The following is an 18534-nucleotide window of genomic DNA, read 5'->3' as shown; positions in this document are numbered from 1 at the left end:
TCTTGACAGTTCTTCACAACTACCCGCGATCGATCGACTTCACTCAGTGAAGCACACGAACCTACTGGTTGAGCCGGTGGTCTGGTCGCGTCCTCCCAGGTGTGCGACCTGCTCATGACTACTCCAAGGGCGAGCATGGAAGGGCACGAGCGATGACGGGGACAACGATGGTCGCGGAACACGAGTCGACGGAGGCCGAGGACGGTAAGGCGAGCGGCGTAGAGCGGGCCGCGCAGGAATACGCCGCGCACGGCTGGCTGGTGCTGCCGGGTTCGACCTGGAACGGGCGCAGTCAGTACGTGGTACCGGGTCAGAGCAAGATCACGAATGGTCTGCGACCGTTGGAGCCGCGCAACTACGCCACCTGTGATTCGCGGGTGATCGCGAAGTGGTTTCGGCCGGCGTCGGTGTTGCCGTCGGTGTTGCTGCGGACCAGCGTGGACACGTTCGTGGCGGTGTCTGTGGAGCACACCTTGGCTGACAAGGCGATACAGACCAGCGTGTTCCAGGCGTCACCCGGCCCGGTGGCGTTCCGCCCGGACACAGGACGGGCCTACTTCTGCACCGCGCCGGCCGGGGTGCTGGACGCGATGCCAGGCAGCCAAGTTGACCAGATGAAGCCGGGCGATTGGATCCCAGCTCCACCGACCCACGTTCAGGGCAGCAGCGTCTACTGGTGGATACCGCCGTGGTCGGTGGACTGGTCGCCGGTCAACGTGGACGTGCTCGGCAAGGCGCTGCGCCTGGCAGCGACCCACCGCGCCGAGTCGGCGGGGACGGCGTGACCGCGATTGACAGACACGATTGCCGTCGTCCTCGCGCTTGCCGTCGAGATACTGGTCGCGTTGGCGTTTTTCGCCCGATACGCGCGAAAGAGCCTGATCATGAGTCCGAGTGTTGATCCGCCCGAAACTGTTGACCTGCTTCTCTGGTTCACGCGTCACGGGTTCACGACGTATTACCCGGGTGGAGCGAACCGGCCGAACGTGATCGTGTTGTCCAGGATCAACGGCGCGTTCATCGACGTGGCCCACGTGCGCGGCGCGGATCGCGCCGAGGCCGCGCGCATCCCGAACGACGACAAGGCCGATATCTGGCACCCCCGGTTCGTCGTGTGGCATTTCTACGGCGGATCGGTCGAGTCACTGACCGCGTTGAGAAACCTCGCCACACCCGATGCACGAGACGCATCCGGACTCCTGTACGAGCCGCCACGGGAGGACCAATACGGGTTCCCGCACCCACTGATTGTTACCCGCGCCGAGCGCAAGGAAATGACCGTCCGACCTCCTATACAACACATCATCTGAAAAGGACGTACCGATGACAGCGACAGTGGACACTGAGCAGTTCTACGACGATCCGTTGGCTCCGGTGAGTGCGCAATTCCCGCTCACCCGGCCAGGTCTGGCGACTGTGGACAACACCGATGCGCCGTCCGCGCCGGAGACGCGGCCGTTCGGCCTGCGGAACGTGCGCGCGATGCCGGAACCGATTGTCCCGCCGTACGAGTACAGCCACGATCAGCAGGTGTCGGTTTCCGATGACGACAGTGAAACGCCGATGGTGAAGCTGTCTCCGAACATGGAGTGGTCGTCCATCACCGACAACGACGGCGACGAAGGCCCGTCCGAGGATTGGGGCAACGACTTCGCCCCGGATCATCCGGTGCAGGTATGACCGTCCTTATCTTTGCTCAGGACTTCGACCGGAGCGCGGATCAGGTTGTGCTCAAACTCAATGAGCGCGACATTCCCGTTTTGCGGATCGACACGAGTTGGTTCCCGCGACAGCTCACCGTGGACGCCGAGTTGGACGGCGGACGTTGGGTCGGGGAACTGAGGACTCCGCACCGGTCGGTGGCGCTGGAATCGTTGCGATCGGCCTGGTATCGGAGTCCTACGGCGTTCGAGTTCCCGGCCGGCATGAGCCGGGCGGAGCGCGAGCACGCCAACCGGGAAGCCAAGTTGGGTTTCGGTGGTGTGCTCTCGTCCCTGCCGTTGTGCTGGGTCAACCACCCGAACCGGGCCGCCGATGCGGTGTACAAGCCGCTGCAGCTCGCGGTTGCGGCCCGGTGTGGACTCACCGTGTCGCGCACCTTGATTTCCAATGACCCCAATGCGGTCCGTAGGTTCGCCAAGGACAACAAGACCGGTGTCATCAACAAGGCGTTGGGCACCAGCCGGGTTCTGGAGGAAGGCGTTCGGAAGATCGGATTCACTCGGCGGCTCACCGACGAGGATTTGTCCGACCTTCGCGGAATAGACGTGACCCTTCACCAGATTCAGGATTGGGTAGAGAAGGATCACGAAGCGCGCGTGGTGGTCATCGGCGACACGATGCACGCAGTCGGCATCTATGCGGGCAGCGAGGCCAGTCACACCGACTGGCGGTCCGACCACGACGCCCTGAGCTACGGCGTTCTCGACCTACCGCCAGACGTGGAGAAGGGACTACGTGCGTTCATGGCCGAGTTCCGCATCACGTACTCGGCGTTCGATTTCGTCATCACACCGTCCGGGGAATGGGTCCTGTTGGAGTCCAACCCTGGTGGGCAATATGGGTGGCTGGAATCCCGGACCGGCGTCCCGCTCGCGGACACGCTGGTAGACCTTCTCGAACGGGGTGAACCGACGTGACCGACGAGTGGCAGGCCAGGGCGGAAGCTCTGGCCGACAAGCTGACCGCGGACGGCGACCTGCACACGGCGGAATGGCGAGCCGCCGTGCGCGGGGTGCCGCGCCACGAGTTGGTTCCCCGGTATTACGAACAGGAGGGCACAAGTTATCGGCTGATCACGCCCGACGATGATGCGTCGCGCCAGGCGTGGCTGGACCTCGTGTACTCGGACACCACGTTGATCACCGCCGTCGTGGCCGACTCGTCGGGCCGCCAGGTGCCGGTGTCGTCCAGCACGAAACCGGACCTCATGGTCCGAATGCTGGAAGCGCTGGACGTGCACGACGGACACCGGGTGTTGGAGGTCGGCACCGGCACCGGGTACAACGCGGCGTTGCTGTCTCACCGGCTCGGGGCGGATCGGGTGTTCTCGATCGACCTTCGGCCCGAACTGGTGGACACGGCGGCAGATCGGCTCGCGGCGATCGGCTACCGGCCCGTGCTTCGTGCCGTGGACGGGAGCGGCGGCCTGCCTGAGCACGCGCCGTATGACCGGATCATCGCAACCTGTTCAGTGGCGGCAATCCCCGGCGCGTGGATCGAACAGACCGCGCCCGGTGGTCTCATCCTGGTGGACGTGGAAGGCCAGTTGAGCGCGGGCAATCTCGTTCTCCTGCGCCGAGGTGAAGACCCGGTGGCGGAAGGGAAGTTCCTCGACTGGTACGGGCGGTTCATGGCCCTTCGGCACGACGCGGCCAACGTCGGGAACGCCTGGCCCGCGGTGGACCGCTCCCAGGGCGAGGAACGCACCACGGCCGTGGACCCGGTGGAACTGGACGGCGGGTTCCGGTTCCTGGCTCAGTTCCGGCTGCCACCGGGCACTCAGCACACGCTCACGGTTGACGACGGCACGCCTACGGCAACCTGCCTGACCAACCGGGACGGGTCGTGGTGCTCGGTGGACCGGACGGCCGACGAGTCGGGGCGGTACCTGGTACGCCACGCCGGGCCGCGTGACCTCTGGGCCGACGTGGAACACGCACACGACGAGTGGGCCACGATGGGTGCCCCCGCCTGGCATCGGTTCGGCCTGACGGTCACGCCCACCGCGCAACGCGTGTGGCTGGACAGTCCCGACGGCGAACACACGTGGAACCTGACCACCTGACGGTGACGATCAGGCGCGGCGGAGCATTCTGGTGACGCCGGCGGCGACCGTGGTGGCGAGGATCCAGCCCATCGCGATCATGGTGGCCGAGATCCACTGGGACGCCTCGAGGATCTGCCACTTGTTCTTGTTGCCGAAGTCGACGATCGGCACCACGAGGTCGAGGCTGTACAGGAACGGGTTCCACACCAGGTTCGCGTCGTCGGTGTTGATCGGCTGCGGGTGGCCGTACACCGCGAACCACACCGTGCCGAACGCCAGCAGCCCGAGCAGCCACACCACCGCGCGGGTCGGCCGGTACCCGTAGCCGACCATCAGGAACTGGAACCAGCTCCACACTCGCACACCCGGCCCGAGCACCTTGTAACCCTGCGCGAGCGCGCGATACCGGTGCCGCTGCTTGGCCATGAGCACCGTCGACGCGTGCTCCTCGTTGCCGGCCGCGCGCAGCATCGCGGCGAACTGGTCGTACGGCCCAGGGCTGTACACGCCGCGCATTCCCTTGTGCAGCCAGGAAAGCCGCTCCTCGACGGCCTTGTCGTTCTTCACCGGAATGGGCGTGGCGAACGCGTCGTACCGGAAATCCTCCAGCATGATCTTGCCGGTCGCGTCCCACAGTTTCGCGTTGTCGTCGAACGAGGCGCACCGCGCGTGCCGCAGGTTGACCTTGCCGCACGGCCGGCGCCCGACCGTCAGCACCAGCTCCTGTGCGACCATGCCGTGCGCGTCCAGCGCGGTGTCCTTGAACCGTGTGCGCGATCCCAGCCACGCGCCCTTGAACGTCGCCTCGCGCCCGATTTCCGCTCTGTGCAAGCGAATCCCGCCTTCGGCGGTGAACGTCCGCTTGCCCCGCTTCACGCAGATCAGGTCGCGGCCGATCTTCGCCGCGCGCGCGTCGACCGACGGACGCAGACCGGCCTCACGTTCACCCGGCTCGATGAACTTGCTGCCACCGAGGTCCAGGTTCGCTCCGATGGAGCAGTCCTGCAGCACGAAGGTACCCTCGGCGTCCACGTCGCGCGCCTCGAGGTTGCCGCCGACCACCAACCGGTGCGCGAGCAGCACCGCGTCGTCCGGATTGCGCATGGTCGCCTCGTCCAGCTCCAGGTTGCCCTGCACGCTGAAATCGATCCACCGCACCTGGCCGATCACCGTCATCGACGTGGCGTCCACATCGCCGTGCACCTCGGCGCCGTCGAAGTGCAGCGCGCGGTGCGGCCACGGCGTCGGCTCGCCGTCGGTCACGTCCACGGTCGCGTCGGTCAGCCACAGCGAGCCGGTGATGGTCACGTTGACCAGGCGCAACGTGCCCGTACTGGTCAGCCCGCGGTCCAGCTCGACGTTGCCGTTGACCCGCATGCGATCGGCCACCAGCGTCGGCCGCCGGTCGTCCATCGCCGGCGGCACGTCGTACACCTCGCCCGGCGCGAGCCACGCGCCGCGGAAGCTCATGTCGGACTCCACCCGCGCGCTCGGGATGAACACCCAGCCGGTGGACCGGAACGGCTGATCGCTTTCCACGTCCACACCGCACAGCAGGTTCCCGCCCACGTGCAGGCCGTTGCCGTTGATCGCGTTGCCCAGCGGGTTGTACAGCTTCGCGCCGGAGAAGTTGACGTTGCCGCCGGTGCGCAGGCCGGGCACCCGGCACTCGCCGCGCACCTCCAGGTTGTACGCCAGCAGCGCGCCGGCGAGCACCAGCCGGTCGGCGAGCAGGCCGCGCCCAGGCGGGTTGTCCAGCAGGCTGCCGGTGAGGTCCAGCGAGCCGTTGATCTCGCCGTCGGTCAGGTCGATCGGCGAACCCTCCACAGTGGACCGAATCAGGCTGATGTCGTTGTCACTGCGGAGGTTCTTGCCCAGCAGCCCCGGCAGCCAGCAGTTGTCGAACGTGGCGCCGGCGAGCTTGGCCTGACGCACGTCCGGCGGCTTCTCGAACCGGCAGTCGACGAACTCCAACAGGTACGGGAACTCCACCGCGCGCAGGTCGAGCACGCCGGTGATGTACTTGCCCTGCACGGTCACCACCGGCGCCGCGGGCTGCTGTCTGCGTGCGCGCCAGCGCCGCTGGATGAAGGTGCCGGTCTCCGGGTCGACGAACCCGCGCAGCACCTCGTCCGCGCTGTGGTGGTACTTCTTGTCCGGATTGGGATCGCGCGGGTCGAACGGTTTGATCTTGGCAGGCTCGACCGGCGCGGCCTCATCCGACTCCGAAGGCGCTCCCCCAGTGGAGGCCATATCTCGTCGCTCCCCAGTGTCAGCGGTTCAGGACGATACGTAGTTGAGACGCTCCAGACTACTGCGCCGTTCCCACCACCCGGGAGAGGAAGCGCTGCGTGCGCTCGTGCTGCGGGTTGTTGATCACGTCCGTCGGCCGGCCCTGCTCGACGACCACGCCGTCGTCCATGAACACCAGCGAGTCGCCGACCTCACGCGCGAAGCCCATCTCGTGCGTGACCACGACCATGGTCATCCCGTCGTCGGCCAGCCCGCGCATCACCGCGAGCACGTCACCGACCAGTTCGGGGTCCAGCGCCGAGGTCGGCTCGTCGAACAGCATCAGCTTCGGCTCCATGGCCAGCGCCCTGGCGATCGCCACCCGCTGCTGCTGCCCGCCGGACAGCTCACGCGGGTACGCGCGCGACCGGTCGGCCAGCCCGACCCGGTCCAGCAGGTTCATCGCCCGCTCCCGCGCCACGCTCTTCGACTCGCCCTTCACCTGGCACGGCGCCTCGACGATGTTCTCGATCGCGGACATGTGCGGGAACAGGTTGAACCGCTGGAAGACCATGCCGATCTCGCGCCGCTTGGCCGCCACCTCGCGGTCGCGCAGCTCGTAGAGCTTGTCGCCCTTCTGCTGGTAGCCGACGAGCTCGCCGTCCACCCACAATTTGCCGGCGTTGATCTTCTCCAGGTGATTGATGCAGCGCAGGAACGTCGACTTGCCCGAGCCGGACGGCCCGACGACGCACATCACCTCGCCCGGCCGCACCTCCAGGTCGATGCCCTTGAGCACTTCGTTGCGGCCGAAGGACTTGTGCACACCCTCGGCCTTCACCATCGCCACGGTGTCGTTCACGTCAAACCTCCGACCTGGCGCCACGGCCGAGGAACCCGCCGCGTCCCGACAGGACACCTCGGGAGAAACGCCGTTCCAGGAAGTACTGCCCGATCGACAGGATCGAGGTCATCAGCAGATACCAGATGCTCGCCACCACCAGCAGCGGAATCTGTTGGTAGTTGCTGCCGTAGATCTGCTGCGCATTGGTGAACAGGTCGCCGGCGCCCACGATCGCGGCGATCGACGTGGTCTTGAGCATCGAGATCGTCTCGTTGCCGGTCGGCGGAATGATCACCCGCATCGCCTGCGGCAGCACGATCCTGCGCATGATCTTCATCCGGGTCATGCCGAGCGCCTCGGCCGCCTCGGTCTGGCCGTCGTCGACCGACAGGATTCCGGCGCGCACGATCTCGGACATGTACGCGGCCTCGTTGAGGCCGAAGCCGAGCACCACGCCGGTGAAGATCGGGATCAGGATGTTGGAGTCGAAGTAGACGAACTCCGGCCCGAACGGGATCCCCAGCGACAGATAGGGATACAGCTTCGCGATGAACGACCAGAAGAAGACCTGGACGAGGACCGGCGTGCCGCGGAAGAACCACGCGTAGGTCCACGCGACGCCGGAGACGATCGGGTTCTTCGATAGCCGCATCACGGCGATGATCACGCCGAGGACCACGCCGATCAGCATCGCGAAGAAGGTGAGCTGAATGGTGACCCACAGACCGGCGAGGATCCGTTCGGAGAACAGGAACTGCCCGACGATCTTCCAGCCCCACGCGGGGTTGGTGAGCAAACTATTGAGCAGCATGGCGACGAGCACCAGCAGGATCGCGGCGGCCACCCAGCGTCCGGGGTGGCGCACGGGCACGGCGACGATCTGCTCCGCCGGAGTAGTCGTCGCCGCCCGCGCGTCCTTGCCTTGCTCGTCCCCGTGTTGGGACGGTCCGGTCATGTCACTCACTTAGCTCCGTTGATCTTGGACTCCGTGACGGCACCGCTGGTGGTGCCCCAGTTGTCCAGGATCTTGCGGTAGCTGCCGTCGGTGATCATCTTCTGGATGGCGCCGTTCACGGCTTCCTTGAGCGTGCCGGACGTCTTCGGGATCGGGATCCCGTACGGCGCCGCACCGATGTCCGACCCGACGCGCTCGAACGCCGCGCCGGTCTTCTTCAGCGCGAAGTCGACCACCGGGCCGTCGGCGAGGTAGGCGTCGAGCCGGTTGGCCTGCAGCGCGTTGTTCACGTCGGTCTGCTGCGGGTAGCCCTGTGCGTTGGGCGGCGGCTTGCCGGCGTCCTTGCACTTCTTGACGACCGAGTCCTCGGCGTCTTCCTTGGTCAACTGGTCGATCTGGATGACGCCCTGCTGCGCGCCGACGCTCTTGCCGCAGAGGTCCTCGATCGTCTTGATGCCCTTGGGGTTGCACTTGCGGACCATCAGCCCGGTGCCGGCGTTGAAGTAGGTGACGAAGTCGACGACCTGCTCGCGTTCCTTGGTGTCGGTGAACGAGGAGATGGCGAGGTCGTACCGGCCGGCCTGCACGCCGGCGAGGATGCCGTCGAACTTGGCGTTCTCGAACTTCACCTGCAGGCCGAGGGTCTTGGCGACCGCCCGCATGATGTCGATGTCCATGCCGATGATCTCGCCGGTGCCCTCGACCATGTACTCGTTCGGCGCGTAGGAGGCGTCGGTGGCGACGGTCAGCGTGCCCTTCGACTTGATGTTGGCCGGCACCTTCGCGCCGAGTGCCTGGTCCGCCGCCGGGTTGACGTCGAGCGGCTTCGGGTCGGGGACGTTGCTGACCTCCCCTGGCGTGCAGGACTGGCCCTGCGGCTGGTCGGACGGCTTTTCGGTCGTTCCACCGCACGCGGTGGCGGTCAGTGCCGCCACGGCGAAGGTGGAGATCAGGTACGCCGCCGTTCTACGCGGTCGTCGAGACACGGGTCACTCCTCGCTTCGGAAACCGAGTGCTCGGCATCCTGCCATTTGGGAGACGGTCAGCGCATCAGGTCTGAGGTCACGGACGTGTCAACCCTCGTTATCACTGGACGCGCACTTTAGGTCGGGTGTCGTCGCTGGTACACCCTCCATCGGTGGCTCAGGGCTGACGCGAAACGACGGCGGCCGGTGTGGCCGCCGTCGTTTCCCGGAAGATCGTCAGGCTACGGCGTGTCCGCCGTCCGACGGACTGGTGCCATCCGCCGGGCCACCCATGCCGGAGTCGTCGTTCCCGCCGTCGTAGCCGCCACCGGTGTCGCCGGAGCTGTCGGTGTCACTGGAGTCGGTGTCGCTGGAGCTGTCGCCGCCCCAGCCGCCCGACGCGCCGCCACCACCGCTGGAGCCACCGCCGCCGGAGTACCCGCCGTCATCGCCACTGTCGGTGTCACCACTGCTGTCCGAGTCGCTGCCGCCATAACCGCCATAGCCGCCGTAGCCGCCACTGTCGGAATCGGTGTCACTGTCGGTGCCGTAGCCGCCGGTGGTCCCCGACGTGCTGTCGCTCTCCGAGTTGTCGTACGAGGACGGCTCACCGCTCGCGCCAGTGCCCTGACCGTTGTTGTCCGCACGATCCGGGGAGTCCGGACCCGAGCTGTAGCTACCCGAACCGGTCGAGGTGTCGCTCTCCGAGTTGTCGTACGACGAGGGCTCACCACTGACGCCGGTGCCCTGACCGTTGTTGTCCGCACGATCCGGGGAGTCCGGACCCGAGCTGTGGCCACCCGAACCGGTCGACGTGTCGGTGGAGGTGTCGCTCTCCGAGTTGTCGTAGGACGAGGGCTCACCACTGGCACCCGTGCCCTGACCGTTGTTGTCCGGGCGGTCCGGAGAGTCCGCGGTGTCGGACTGCGGGCTGGACGGTGTCGACGACGTCTCGGCTTCCTCGTCGCCGCCGAAGTAGGAGTCGATCGCGTCCGCGATGTCGTCGGCCAGCCGGCCGTAGTCGACCTCGACGTAGCCGCCGACCTTCCCGCCGAGGCCCAGCGTGGCGCCCGCGCCCAGGTCGACGCCGATCTTGCCGTCGCCCCACGTCGCGCCGGCGTTGGCGTTCGCGCCGAGCCCGGCGCGCCCGGTGGCGTTGACGCCCGCGGTGATCCCGCTGATCCCGACGTGACCGTCCCAGCCGACCTCGGCCCCGAGGAACCCGTCCGCGCCGACCTTGGCGCCACCCAGGCCCAGCTCACCGGAGATGCTGCCCTTGCCGCCGACGAAACCGTCCACCGACGTCCCGGCGCCCACCGTGCCGTTCGAGATCTCCGCGCCGGCCTTTCCGCTGAGGCCCGACTTTCCGCTGATCTCGCCTTTCGCGCCGCTCGGACCGATCGATCCGGACGCTTTCGAATCCGTCCCGAGTCCGCCGGTGGCGGTGGTGCTCACACCGGAACCGGCGGGTGCACCCGATTTCGTGGTGGCCGTGCCGGTCGATTTGGTCGGCGCGCTCTTCGTGGAAGCCGGCGCCTTCGACGCGGGCGCGGATGCCGGCTTGGACGCGGTCACCGCCTGCTGGAACGCCTGACCGATGCTGGCCCGCCGTTCGGCGACCGCGGTCACCTGTCGCTGTGCCTGTCGCTGTGTCTGTCGCTGTGTCTGCTGCTGGGCCACCGCCTGCCCCAGCCGTTCCGCCGCGGCCTTCGACTGTCGTGCGGCCTCCGCCCGCGCGGCAGTCCGGTCAGTCCGGTCGGTGCGCACCGAGTCCCGGAAACCGTTGTGCGCACTGGATTCCCGGTCGACGTCAACGGACCGCCCCAACCGCACGGACAGCCCACCGCCGTCCCGGTGTGACACCACGACCGACTGCGCGTGGCGTTCACCCCAGTGGGCCGACGCGTCCCGGCCGTCACCCGACGACGCGGACGCGGGGGAGGCGAGCACGACGCCGAGCACGGTCGCGCCACCACCGAGGATGGCCGCACGCAGCCCTACCATTCCCCAGCGTTTCAAGCTTGAATTCATGGGAAATTCCCTTTCCGAAGCGATACCCCTGGAATTCCTGACAAGAACGCTATGGGGATTCGCCGGGCGGGAATGCCATCTGTTCGTACTACAGCTCGTCCACGGTCACGAGACCATCCTGGATCGCGCGCGCCACGAGCGCAGCCTTGGTGGGCGCTTCCCTGCCGACCGAGGCGTACTTGCCGCGCACCCGCGCCAGATACGAGTTGACCGTGCTGACCTTGATGTTCAGCTCGGCCGCGACCAACTCCTTGGACTCGCACTGGAACCACGACAGCAGGACGTTGATCTCCTGATCGGACAGCTTCGGCCGGTTCGGGTTGGTGTCGGTGCCGAGCGCGCCGGACAACGCGGGCGGCGTGTACGCCTCGTTGTGCGCGGCGGCCCGGATCGCGGCGACCAGGTGGCTCTCGCCCTCCGCCTTGGTCACCCAGGTGAACGCGCCAATGTCCAGGCAGGTCAGCGCGGTCTCGCGATCGTCGCGCATGGTGTACACCACGACCTGCCGGCCGGCGTCGACGAGCCGCTTGAGGTCGCCCCAGGACACGCCGGACGCGCCGAGCTGCAGGTCCAGCACCACCACGTCGGCCGACGCGCCCGGATCCAGCCACGCCACCGCGACGGACGGCCCGGCGTCCACGACCTCGATCGGCGGGTCCGCGAGCGCGCACCAGGCCCGCACGCCGGCCACCACCACCGGATGGTCGTCCACCAGTACCGCCGTGATCACGATTCACCCCGCCAGCTCGATTTGACGTGCATCAGATCGCCGTCCGGACCGTCGGCCACCACGCTGACCGTCACCTGTCCGCCGGCGCCGACCACCGTGACGCGCGCCTTGCTGACCGCCGTCGCGAGCGCCGCGACGATCGGCTCGGCCAGTGTGCGCGCGTCCCGCTCCGGCACGGCCGGCCGGTCGCCGCGCTCGGCGAACGCCACGGTCAACCCGCGGCCCTCCACCGATTCGATGCACGCGCGCAGTTCGTGCAACAGCGGATCGGGCGCGGTCGAGTCCTCGGCGAACAGCCGCCGCATGCGCGCCGCCTCGGTGGCGCAGGACCGGCGCACCGCGGGGTCGGCCGGGTCGAGATCACCGGAGGCCAGCCCGGCCAACAGTGGCGCGGCGGTCCGGCCGAGTTCGGCGTACCGGTCTCGCCGGTCCTGGCTGAGCTGCTCGGATACCGCGTCCGCTGTGCGCAGCCGCTCCTGCTCGTGCGCCGCCTGCGCGGCCGAGGCGGCGATCGGCCGCATCAGCGCGGCGATCATCCCGACGGCGAGTTGATAGCTGAGCACCATCACGGTCGCGTTCACCACACCCGGCAGCGCCGCACCGTCCAAATCGGACAGTCCAATGTGGACAAGGGTGACCGCGTGCTGCACCACGAGCACGGTGGCCAGCGCCGCCAGCCGCCACTCGATCCCGACCACCACGAGCGTCCAGGCCGCCTCACGGAAGGACCAGTGCGCCGAGGTGTGCCACAGCTCGGCCGGCATCGCCGCCGGCGCCGCGATCGAGATCGCCAGCACCGCGCCGGCCAGCACCCAGGTCCACCGGCCGAGCGTGCGCCGCCACGCGACCACCAGCGTGATCGCGATCAGCGCGGCCATGAACAGCACCTGCGTCCACGGCGACGGGTACACGTTCCAGTTGGCGATCAGCTTCGGCAGGTCCAGCCCGAGCAGGATCACCAGGTTGATCGCCACGGCCGCCCAGCGCATCCGGCCCATGAGGTTGGCGCCGATCATCTCGGCGTCCTCGCTCGGCGGCTCGGGTGCGGTGAGGTCGCAGGTCAGCGTGACGGTGGTGCCGGCGCCGGGGCGGCTGATCACCTCGGCGTGCCCGCCGATCCGCTCCATCCGCTGCACCAGCGACCTGGTCACGCCGTAGCGGTCGCCGTTCAGGCTCGCCGGGTCGAACCCGACACCGTCGTCGGTGATCCGCACGGTGACGTGGTTTCCGTTGTGGGACAAGGAAACCGACGCTTCGTCGACGTGTGCGTGGCGCACCACGTTGGTCAGCGCCTCACGGGTGCCGTTGGCCAGCGCGGCCGCCTCGACGGCCGGTACCGACAGCCGCTCAGGTAACTGCCAGCGCACCGTCAACGGCGTGTGCGCCGCCGCCTCGCGCAGTGTCGCGACCAGGTCGACCTCGCCGGAGGCTGTGCCGATCCGCCCGCTGATCACGTCCAGATCGCGGCTCGCCTGCGCGGCCAGTTCGCGCCGCCCACCGACCGCGCCGTTGCCGACCATCAACAGGGTGGCCGACGCGGTGTCGTGCAGCGCGGCAAGGTACTCGCGTTCGTCGGACCGTCGCGCGTCCGCGATCGCCGCCGTCCGGCGCGCCGATTCCCGTTGTGCCACAAGGGAATCGGCGTTGCGCGCACCGCGCCGCAGCATCCGGTACAGCATCCAGGACAGGCCGGCCTCGACCACGATCCACAGCTGGAACGGCGCCCCGCTCAGCCATCTGTCCGGCGCGGCGATCGCGTACCCGGCGAGCTGGGCGGTCACCAGCAGGACGGTCGCAACGACGTAGGTGCGCGGCGGCAGCAGCCACGCGTAGGTCATCACGGTCATCGCGACGCCGGCGAGCATCCACAGCACGGTGCCCTCGGCGCTGGTCGCGGCCGGCGTGGTCCACGGCTGGGACAGGCACACCGCGCACATCACCGCGATGTCGGCCGGCACGAGCCGCCCGCCGCGCGGGAACCGGTAGGCGAACCACGCGTTCCAGGCGTTCAGCCCGAGCACGACCGCGACGAGTACGGCGGGTTCGCGGGCCGGGACGAGGAAGAGGGCGGCGATGCTGGACGCGCCGGCCACGGCTGTGCGCACACCGAGCGCGTACCGGACGCCGGTGCGCAACAGGTGCTGCTCGGTCCTGCCCGTCACCTCGGCGTCCCCCGATCGCTCCGCGGGACCGGAATCGTATCGGCAGCGGCCGATCGAGCGCGTCGTCCGAGCGGTGGAATCGTCCCGTACGGGTCCGATTCCGGGATCATCCCGGATGTGGTCGAGGGCCCGGTGCCGGCACGCTTCGATCATGAACCTCAAACGACGAGCCGTGGTCGGGGTCGCCGCGGTGACGTGCGTGGCGACCGCCGTGACGGCCATGCTGACCGCCACCTCAGCGGAGGCGACACCCGGCAGGGGAACCCTGGTGTCGGCGACCGTGGTGGACGAGATCGACGCCGGCGGAATCCACGACTACCTGCGCCGGTTCGGGATCGACTCGGACCGGGCGCGCTACGGCGTCACCGGTTATCGGATCGAGTACCGCACGGTCGACGCGCACGGCCGGCGGACCACGGCGAGCGGGCTGACCGCCGTCCCGCGCACCGGGCCGGGCAGGCCGAAACTGGCCGCCTGGCTGCACGGCACCCAGGTGTACCGAGGCGACGTCGCCTCGATGAACGACAAGAGCACCGATCGCGCGGCCGCCTATCTGCTCGCCGCGTCCGGCCACGTCACCGCGGCACCGGACTACCTCGGTCTGGGCACCGGGCCGGGCTACCACCCGTATCTGCATCTCGATTCCGAGGTCACCGCGTCGGTGGACGCGCTGCTGGCGACCAGGGAACTGGCGCGCCGACACGGCCAGAACCCCGAGCGCGACGTCGCGGTGAGCGGGTTCTCGCAGGGCGGCTCGGCCGCGATGGCCCTGGGCCGCGCGTTGCAGTACGGCGTCCAACCGCGCCTCGGTGTGCGGGCGATCTCGCCGGTCAGCGGACCGTACGACGTGGGCGGCGCGCTGCGGTCGGGCGTCACCGGCGAGGCCGCCAACTCCACCGCGTACCTCGGTTTCCTTGTCACCGCGTGGAATCGGGTGCACGGTCTGTACGACTCGCCGGCCGACGCGTTCCGCAAGCCGGAGCTGGCCGGGTTGTTCGACGGGTTCACGCCGCCACAGGAGATCTTTCCCCAGCTGCCCAAGACGCCGCGCGACATGTTCACGCCGGAGTTCTTCGCCGGTCTCGAGCAGCCGACCGGCACGCTGCGGCGCGCGCTTCGCGACGAGAGCGACGGGTGCCGGTGGCGGCCCCGAGTGCCGACGCACGTGTACTTCGCCAGCGGTGACCGGGACGTGGCGCCGGCCCAGGCGCTGACCTGTGCTCAGCAGACGGACGCGGTGCTGACCGACGTGGGCCAGGTGGACCACAACAAGTCGGTCAAGCTCGCGCTCCCGATGGTGGTCGCCGAGTTCGATCAGCTCAGCGGCTCCAGCCGGTAGTGCAACCGGACGGCGGTCGCGTTCCACATGCGCAGCTCGTGGTCGGTGCGCAACACGCCCTCGTCATCGACGTAAAGGCGGAACGTCTCGTGGATCGGTGCTCGCGCGGCGAAGGTTCGGCCGCGATCGCGCACCACGACGTACGCGCCGTTGTCGCCGAACCGGCCGCGCGGGGAGCGCAGCAGCAGGCCGCCGTCCGGTTCGTGCTGGGGCCGGAGGAAAACCTGGACGTTGCCCGACTCCAGCGGGAACGCGACGTGCACGCTCGGCCCGGCGGCACCGGGCAGCAGCCGCCGGCCGTAGCAGCCGCTGTAGACGTACTCGCCGGTCGAGCGCAGCGTGCGCAGCCAGGCGGCGGCGACCTGCTGGCCGTCGCGGTCGCGGATCAACGCGATTCGGCTGTCCATTCCACGGGCGACGTCGAGCGGCCGCATGGGCAGCGCCAATTGTTGAACTCGTTTGCCGAACAATCGCGATATCAATTCGCCGCCGAGCCAGAAGGCCGGCGACCAACCGGTCCACACCTCCATTCGCCATGCGGAGGTGCGCTCATAGAAGTCGCGAATCTCCGGGCGCAGTCGAGTGGCGTCGAATTCCGGACCGTTCAACGCGTTCATATCGTGCAGCAGGCCGCCGCCCGGGGCATTTTCGTGCACCTCACCGCCGTGTGCGGCCGCCTCGGCGGCCAGCCAGCCGTCGGCGACCGTCGAGCCGTCGCTCATCGGCGCCCGCAGCCACGAATGGTCGCCGGCCAGGTCGACGGGACGGCCGAGGGCGCGCCACATCTTGCGCGTGGCCAGGTCGAGAGCGTTGAGCACGACGGAAGACTAGATCGCCGCCGGCCGCCTACCGCTCTGCGTAGGTGCAGCGCGCCGCGATCGCCTCGCGTGCCGACTCGGTCAATTCGGGGTGCTTCGCCGCCAGGAATTCGGTGACGTGTCGCCCGTAAAGCGCCAGATCACCTTCCACCGGAACGCGATCGACCTGGGCGAGCACGCCGGAAATGTGTCCGAGCAAATCGCGCGCCGCCGGCCCGAAAACCCTCGCCACGGCGTCCGGGTCGGACGACGGCCACGGCCGGCGCGGGTCGCTCCACACGAACACCACGACCGCGCGGCTCAACTGCTCATCGATCACTGTGACGATCATGCCGCAATCACGCCCGGTTGTCAGTCGTGCACGGCATGATGCCGTCCGTGCCGGTCCACGTCTTCGTCGACGAGGTCAAAGAGCGCGGCTACGTCGTCGTGGCCGCGTCATTCCCGGCCGCCCAAGTCCGCACCGCCCGCCAAGCCATCCGCGCACTGATCATGCCCAACCAGAAACGAGTGCACTTCTACAAGGAGGGCGACGCTCGCCGGAAGCAGATCATCGGTGTGATCAGCGACCTCGGACCATTCGTCACCATCTACCGGACCTCGGCAGTGGATCGGGCGCACCAGCGCAACGCGTGCCTGTCGCAACTCGTCGCCGACCTCGCGAAGGACTCGACACTCCTCGTCCTCGAACAGGACGACTCTCTCCTGGAGAACGACCGTCGGACGCTGTATCGGCGCGCGCGGGAGCACGCTTGCGAGGACACCTTGATCTACCGCCATCTTCGGGCGAGCGCAGAACCGCTTCTGACCGTGCCGGATGCGCTCGCCTGGTGTTGGAACCGGGGCGGACACTGGGGGAAGTTGATCGCACGCCAGGTGGGCGACGTCGTTGATCTCGACCAGCGTTAGAAACGCGAAACCCGGCTCACCAACCGTCCGGAAGGCTGCCGGGTCCACTTCGCAGGGCTAGTGCCCCTACGCGGTTTCTAGTCTACGACCCACCACCGACGACATCAATCCGATTACCCAGCCAGCGCGAAACCCGGCACCGCGGTGAGGCCGCTCGCGTTGATCGCTGTGGCGATGATGCCGCGATCACGCCAGTTGTCAGCCGTGCCAGTCAGGAGGCTCTTCTCTCGGTGCCGGACGCCATCGCATGGTGCTGGAATCGGGGCGGCGACTGGAAGAACCTGATCAGGCCGCTCGTCACCGAGGTCATCACGCTCGACGGGGCCTAGACAGCGCGAAACCCGGCCCACCCGCCGTCCGGCGGGCTACCGGGTTCACTTCACAGGGCTAGTGCCCTGCGCAGTTCCCAGTCTGCGGTGCGTCGCCGACAACCTCAATCGGATTGCCTCTCACAGCGCGAAACCCGGCTCACCAACCGTCCGGAAGGCTGCCGGGTCCACTTCGCAGCGCTAGTGCCCTGCGCACTCGCCAGATTACGGTGCGTCGCCGACAACCTCAATCCGATTTGCCCGGACGGCTCGCCATCTTCTCCGCCGAGCCGCACAGGCCGGCGTCCATCACGGTCTTGAGCGCGTTCACGTACTTCGCCAGCGCGGGCTCGTCGGTCTGGTCCAGCACACCGATCGTCGCCGACATCTCGAACCGCCTGGCACCGTCCCGCGAGCTGAACATGAACGAGTCGTAGCCGAGAATTCCTCCGGTGTGGCCGAAGACAGACCCGCAGCCGAGGTCGACCCGCCGCACGCCGAGGCCGTAACCGCCGGTGTCACTGGGAACCGTCCTCAGCATCTCTTCCAGCAACGGCGGCGGCAGCAGCTTGCCGGCGAGCAGCGCGCTCACGAACCGATCGAGATCGCGGGTCGTGGAGATCATCTCGCCGGCGGCCCACCCCGCGGTGGGGCTCAGCTCGGTGATGTCCGCGGTCCGCCGCACGCCCGCCTCGGTGTAGGTGAAGTACCCGCGTGCGTGCGGGCCGGCAATGCCCACGCGCTTGCCGGGCACCCGGGTCTCGTGCAGCCCCAGCGGCCACAGCACGCGGTGCTCGACCTGCTCCGCGTACGGCGTTCCGGTGATCTTCTCGATGAGCAGACCGGCGAGAACGTAGTTGGTATTGGAGTACGACCACCGTGCGCCGGGCTCGAAGCGCGGCGGCTTCGACAGCGACACGCCGACCAATTCCTCCGGCGTGAACTCACGGAACCGGTTTTCCACCAATTCCCTACCCGCAGACACGGGAATTCCCGGTTCGAACGAGCCGTCCGGGTTGATCTCGCCGGTGTAGTTGAACAGCCCGCTGGTGTGCTGCAACAACATCCGCACGGTGATCCGCTCGTCCAGCCCGAACTCCGGCAGGTAACCGTCGACCGGCGCGTCCAGCTCGATCCGCCTCTCGCCGACGAGCTGCAGGATCACCGTGGCCACGAACGTCTTGGTGATGCTGGCGGCCCGAAAGCGGCCCTTCGTGGACGGCGGGCGATGTCCACCCAGCTCCCGCACCCCGGCACTGCCCACCCAGTCGCCGCGCGCATCGTGCAGCCGCACCTGCACACCCGCCGCACCGGCGGCGGCCAACTCGTCCATGGCCGCCCGCAATTCCGGCCGACCGTCGGTGACCGGTTCGGCGACCGCGGTCCCGGCCAACCCCGTCAGCAGCGCGGCGGAGAGGGCCGCCACTCCCATATCTCTGATTCGCACGACACCAGCGAATCAGCGAGAGTGG

Annotated in this window: 17 protein-coding genes; 7 read left to right on the top strand and 10 right to left on the bottom strand. The window is 68.2% G+C overall.

Annotation, left to right across the window (positions count from 1 at the left end):
• The first annotated feature begins 152 nt into the window (after positions 1-152).
• From EV193_RS17805 to tgmC, 5 genes are read left to right on the top strand one after another with little or no spacing between them, the layout of a single operon-like run.
• Positions 153-785 carry a bifunctional DNA primase/polymerase gene (locus EV193_RS17805; protein ID WP_130345247.1) on the top strand — a complete coding sequence of 211 codons (633 nt, stop codon included), beginning with the start codon at positions 153-155 and terminating at the stop codon, positions 783-785.
• A gap of 6 nt (positions 786-791) precedes the next feature.
• Positions 792-1310 carry a hypothetical protein gene (locus tag EV193_RS17800; protein ID WP_130345246.1) on the top strand — a complete coding sequence of 173 codons (519 nt, stop codon included), beginning with the start codon at positions 792-794 and terminating at the stop codon, positions 1308-1310.
• 13 nt (positions 1311-1323) lie between these two features.
• Positions 1324-1680 (top strand): hypothetical protein, encoded by a 357-nt coding sequence (locus EV193_RS17795; RefSeq protein ID WP_130345245.1) that lies wholly within the window; start codon positions 1324-1326, stop codon positions 1678-1680.
• The gene (gene tgmB / locus EV193_RS17790; protein WP_130345244.1) at positions 1677-2639 is read left to right on the top strand and encodes an ATP-grasp ribosomal peptide maturase; all 963 of its coding nucleotides are present in this window, start codon (positions 1677-1679) and stop codon (positions 2637-2639) included. The genes EV193_RS17795 and tgmB overlap by 4 nt, the downstream gene beginning before the upstream one ends.
• On the top strand, positions 2636-3787 hold the full coding sequence (tgmC, locus tag EV193_RS17785; protein ID WP_130345243.1) for an ATP-grasp peptide maturase system methyltransferase: 1152 nt from the start codon (positions 2636-2638) through the stop codon (positions 3785-3787). Before tgmB ends, tgmC begins: the two co-directional genes overlap by 4 nt.
• Positions 3788-3796: 9 nt before the next feature.
• On the opposite strand, the gene EV193_RS17780 is transcribed toward tgmC, so the two are convergent.
• The 7 genes from EV193_RS17780 to EV193_RS17750 all read right to left on the bottom strand — a co-directional run bounded on the left by EV193_RS17780 (position 3797) and on the right by EV193_RS17750 (position 13688).
• The gene (locus EV193_RS17780) at positions 3797-6022 is read right to left on the bottom strand and encodes a translocation/assembly module TamB domain-containing protein (protein ID WP_242613465.1); all 2226 of its coding nucleotides are present in this window, start codon (positions 6020-6022) and stop codon (positions 3797-3799) included.
• A gap of 58 nt (positions 6023-6080) precedes the next feature.
• Positions 6081-6845, bottom strand: a complete 765-nt coding sequence (locus EV193_RS17775) for an amino acid ABC transporter ATP-binding protein (protein ID WP_130345390.1) — start codon at positions 6843-6845, stop codon at positions 6081-6083.
• A 19-nt stretch (positions 6846-6864) separates the two neighbouring features.
• Positions 6865-7800 (bottom strand): amino acid ABC transporter permease, encoded by a 936-nt coding sequence (locus tag EV193_RS17770; RefSeq protein ID WP_130345389.1) that lies wholly within the window; start codon positions 7798-7800, stop codon positions 6865-6867.
• Positions 7801-7805: 5 nt separating this feature from the next.
• A complete protein-coding gene (locus tag EV193_RS17765) occupies positions 7806-8786 on the bottom strand; it encodes an ABC transporter substrate-binding protein (protein WP_130345242.1) in 981 nt (326 codons plus the stop codon).
• Between the two features lie 216 nt (positions 8787-9002).
• On the bottom strand, positions 9003-10796 hold the full coding sequence (locus tag EV193_RS17760; RefSeq protein WP_130345241.1) for a hypothetical protein: 1794 nt from the start codon (positions 10794-10796) through the stop codon (positions 9003-9005).
• Positions 10797-10884: 88 nt separating this feature from the next.
• Positions 10885-11526 (bottom strand): response regulator transcription factor, encoded by a 642-nt coding sequence (locus tag EV193_RS17755; RefSeq protein ID WP_242613464.1) that lies wholly within the window; start codon positions 11524-11526, stop codon positions 10885-10887.
• Positions 11523-13688: a sensor histidine kinase gene (locus tag EV193_RS17750; RefSeq protein ID WP_165401388.1), complete on the bottom strand. Its 2166-nt coding sequence runs from the start codon at positions 13686-13688 to the stop codon at positions 11523-11525. The genes EV193_RS17755 and EV193_RS17750 overlap by 4 nt, the downstream gene beginning before the upstream one ends.
• A gap of 151 nt (positions 13689-13839) precedes the next feature.
• On the opposite strand from EV193_RS17750, the gene EV193_RS17745 reads away from it, so the two are divergent.
• The gene (locus tag EV193_RS17745) at positions 13840-15027 is read left to right on the top strand and encodes an alpha/beta hydrolase family protein (RefSeq protein WP_207222685.1); all 1188 of its coding nucleotides are present in this window, start codon (positions 13840-13842) and stop codon (positions 15025-15027) included.
• Here the strand turns inward: EV193_RS17745 and EV193_RS17740 are convergent.
• Both EV193_RS17740 and EV193_RS17735 read right to left on the bottom strand, forming a co-directional pair.
• Complete coding sequence (locus tag EV193_RS17740) at positions 15003-15845, bottom strand: hypothetical protein (protein WP_242613463.1); 843 nt, start codon at positions 15843-15845, stop codon at positions 15003-15005. The two genes, EV193_RS17745 and EV193_RS17740, sit on opposite strands and share 25 nt — an antisense overlap.
• A 28-nt stretch (positions 15846-15873) precedes the next feature.
• Positions 15874-16176: a hypothetical protein gene (locus tag EV193_RS17735; RefSeq protein WP_130345239.1), complete on the bottom strand. Its 303-nt coding sequence runs from the start codon at positions 16174-16176 to the stop codon at positions 15874-15876.
• Between the two features lie 47 nt (positions 16177-16223).
• On the opposite strand from EV193_RS17735, the gene EV193_RS17730 reads away from it, so the two are divergent.
• The gene (locus EV193_RS17730) at positions 16224-16754 is read left to right on the top strand and encodes a hypothetical protein (protein ID WP_423202179.1); all 531 of its coding nucleotides are present in this window, start codon (positions 16224-16226) and stop codon (positions 16752-16754) included.
• 555 nt (positions 16755-17309) lie between these two features.
• Here the strand turns inward: EV193_RS17730 and EV193_RS17725 are convergent.
• The gene (locus tag EV193_RS17725; RefSeq protein WP_242613462.1) at positions 17310-18509 is read right to left on the bottom strand and encodes a serine hydrolase domain-containing protein; all 1200 of its coding nucleotides are present in this window, start codon (positions 18507-18509) and stop codon (positions 17310-17312) included.
• Between the last annotated feature and the right edge of the window lie 25 nt (positions 18510-18534).

The sequence above is a fragment of the Herbihabitans rhizosphaerae genome (assembly GCF_004216555.1).
Classification (GTDB): Bacteria; Actinomycetota; Actinomycetes; order Mycobacteriales; family Pseudonocardiaceae; genus Herbihabitans; species Herbihabitans rhizosphaerae.
The sequence above is the reverse complement of the archived record's forward strand: the minus strand, read 5'-3'. Positions and strand labels throughout refer to the sequence as shown.

What these genes read in the sequence shown, in the direction of transcription:
- EV193_RS17805 (WP_130345247.1), top strand. Translation starts at nt 153, where the DNA reads ATGACGGGGACAACGATGGTCGCGGAACACGAGTCGACGGAGGCCGAG.
- EV193_RS17795 (WP_130345245.1), top strand. Translation starts at nt 1,324, where the DNA reads ATGACAGCGACAGTGGACACTGAGCAGTTCTACGACGATCCGTTGGCT.
- tgmB (WP_130345244.1), top strand. Translation starts at nt 1,677, where the DNA reads ATGACCGTCCTTATCTTTGCTCAGGACTTCGACCGGAGCGCGGATCAG.
- EV193_RS17780 (WP_242613465.1), bottom strand. Translation starts at nt 6,022, where the DNA reads ATGGCCTCCACTGGGGGAGCGCCTTCGGAGTCGGATGAGGCCGCGCCG.
- EV193_RS17775 (WP_130345390.1), bottom strand. Translation starts at nt 6,845, where the DNA reads ATGGTGAAGGCCGAGGGTGTGCACAAGTCCTTCGGCCGCAACGAAGTG.
- EV193_RS17770 (WP_130345389.1), bottom strand. Translation starts at nt 7,800, where the DNA reads ATGACCGGACCGTCCCAACACGGGGACGAGCAAGGCAAGGACGCGCGG.
- EV193_RS17760 (WP_130345241.1), bottom strand. Translation starts at nt 10,796, where the DNA reads ATGAATTCAAGCTTGAAACGCTGGGGAATGGTAGGGCTGCGTGCGGCC.
- EV193_RS17745 (WP_207222685.1), top strand. Translation starts at nt 13,840, where the DNA reads ATGAACCTCAAACGACGAGCCGTGGTCGGGGTCGCCGCGGTGACGTGC.
- EV193_RS17735 (WP_130345239.1), bottom strand. Translation starts at nt 16,176, where the DNA reads ATGATCGTCACAGTGATCGATGAGCAGTTGAGCCGCGCGGTCGTGGTG.